This is a genomic window from Micromonospora sp. NPDC047548 (assembly GCF_040642975.1).
Lineage (GTDB): Bacteria > Actinomycetota > Actinomycetes > Mycobacteriales > Micromonosporaceae > Micromonospora.
Genome location: NZ_JBEYTI010000116.1, coordinates 1 through 2,119, shown reverse-complemented (window position 1 = coordinate 2,119; position 2,119 = coordinate 1). Strand labels below are relative to the sequence as shown.

The following is a 2,119-nucleotide window of genomic DNA, read 5'->3' as shown; positions in this document are numbered from 1 at the left end:
AACAAGCGCAACCCCACCGGGTCACGCCAGAGACTCCCTCAAGATCAATGACGGGCAAGAGCCAACTCGTCGTCACCTTCGGTGACGGCTAACACACACCCCCGCCTCAGTGCACTACGACACCGCCAGCGACGTGCACAACCAGCGGCAGGCCACCCTCGACGCCGCCTGGCGAGCCCACCCCGACCGGTTCACCCGCCGACCCCGACCACCCGCCCTGCCTGACACCGTGTGGATCAACAAACCAGCAGCTCAATCCGCAGATCTACAGAACACCTGACCACGAAAACGTCTCACTTGACTTGACAGGTTCCGCAGCTCGACGTGCCCGCCATCGTGGGGGACGATGCCGCCGTGAGCTTTGACCTCCTGGTCCTCGCGGCCGAACCTGCCGCGTTACCCGACGTGGTGCGCAAGATGGTCGACCACTGCACCGGCCCGGCGCACCGAGACGGGGAGCTTGATCCACGTATCGTCGCCTTCTACGAGGGCTTGCGGGTGCGGTTCCCGGATCATCCGCCGTGCGACCCGGAGTCACCCTGGATGTCGGCACCCCTCGCTGTAGGCATCGACCACGTGAGCATGACCATCAGCCACACACCCCGAGGCAGTGAGGCAGTGGACGCCGTGTGCCACCTAGCCGAGCGGCACGGCTTGGTTATCTACGACCCGAAAAGCGACGAGGTCACCGGCTTGCCTCAGGACTACCGAACCACGGTGCCACTGAGCTAGCTGGGTGACGACGAGTACGCGCCAGGACGGACGATCATGGACGCTCACGGACCGTTTGACCAGCTCGACCCAGGCGCCCACGCAGCTCAGCCGCCGCTGATCATTCCTTCGGAACGAAGGCGTCGTCCGTCGTGCTTCGGCGGCGGCGCGACTCCGACGAGCGATTGTGCGAGCCGCCGCACGGGTAGCTGTGCCTCCCGTCCGGCGGTGTCGATTTCTACGTCCAGGTGCCAACGCCCGTCGCCCGTGCCGGCGCCCGTGACGCTGCCCTCGTCACCGATGGCCTGCTCCAGGAGGTCTTCGACGTCGTCTCGATCGACTGCGTCAGGTAGTGGCTGATCTCCGATGATTTCGACGAACATGCGAGGGACGATAGCCGGCAGTGCCGCCGCTGTCCTGGGCCGTGGTTGGGCCGTCGGGGCCGTCATGGGGCCGTCGAACGCCGACCAAGAATGGCCCGACGACGACCAGCAGCGCCCAAAGAAAAGGCAGGTCAGCGCCCATGTGGCGGCGGCTGACCTGGTAGGCGACGGACGAGTCGACCTGTACGCCGGATGTTGTGCGGCGATGCGATCGAGCGCCAGTACAGTGACGAGATGGAGCCGCCGGGCCGCCCGCTGCCGAAGCCTGACTACCGGGCAATCCTCGGCATCGTCTCCATCACGTCCGGGTACCTGATGGCGAACGAGCTGCCGGCAGACCTCACGGACAGCTTGATCCGGTGGTTGGTCGAGTGGGGTCCGCTGGAGGAAGGTGCCTCAGCGGGCGACCTTAATCTCTTGCTGGGGGACCTGGCCCAGCGCATGCACTGGGCTATGTCGGACGAGGACGTCCCGTACCCCGCTTCGTTGCCCCGTCGGAACACCTTCCACCTTGAGGTACCAGCTGCCGCGGTTCAGAGCTGCACCGATGCCTTGGCCGCGATCGGCGGCACGGGCATCAGGACCGAGCCGGGGCCAACGGGAAGCTGGACGACCCGTCCAACTGGTCCCAACGGGGAGCATGAGCGCTACTCAACCGACATACCTGGTAGCCGCACCGTCCTTGTTGACTTTGCCGACCTCTCACCTGATCCGGCATACCGCGAGCGGGTGCGCGAACTCGACGTGCTCGCTGGGCGATGGGGCGGCAGGTTCCTCGGGTCCGACCGTTAGATGGCTGTCTGACAGCAGCGGTGACAGCAATGGGGCTCGGACGGCAGCAGCCTGCACCGGAGGTGTCCGGATCGCCGCTCCACGTGAACGACCCCCACGAACGCAGCCGGACGGGCCGCGCAGTTCTTGTAAACGAGATTGTCAAGGGTCAGGACGAAGTCCTGTCCGATGGCCTTGGGTTCTCCTTGTGGGCGGACAGCAGAAATCCATGCTGGTGGCCAGGTGATCTCCTG

Annotated in this window: 4 protein-coding genes; 3 read left to right on the top strand and 1 reads right to left on the bottom strand. The window is 65.6% G+C overall.

What is annotated here, in order from left to right:
• Positions 1–109: 109 nt before the first annotated feature.
• Both ABZ807_RS33295 and ABZ807_RS33290 read left to right on the top strand, forming a co-directional pair.
• Positions 110–280, top strand: coding sequence for a hypothetical protein (locus tag ABZ807_RS33295; RefSeq protein WP_357167133.1), 171 nt, complete (start codon positions 110–112; stop codon positions 278–280).
• A gap of 74 nt (positions 281–354) precedes the next feature.
• Positions 355–732, top strand: a complete 378-nt coding sequence (locus tag ABZ807_RS33290) for a hypothetical protein (protein WP_357167130.1) — start codon at positions 355–357, stop codon at positions 730–732.
• Positions 733–818: 86 nt separating this feature from the next.
• Here the strand turns inward: ABZ807_RS33290 and ABZ807_RS33285 are convergent, their stop codons facing one another.
• A complete protein-coding gene (locus tag ABZ807_RS33285; RefSeq protein ID WP_357167127.1) occupies positions 819–1,094 on the bottom strand; it encodes a hypothetical protein in 276 nt (91 codons plus the stop codon).
• A 234-nt stretch (positions 1,095–1,328) separates the two neighbouring features.
• Here ABZ807_RS33285 and ABZ807_RS33280 point away from each other — a divergent pair, with 234 nt between their 5' ends.
• Entirely contained in the window at positions 1,329–1,886 is a 558-nt protein-coding gene (locus tag ABZ807_RS33280) for a hypothetical protein (protein WP_357167124.1), read from the top strand.
• Positions 1,887–2,119: the final 233 nt, after the last annotated feature.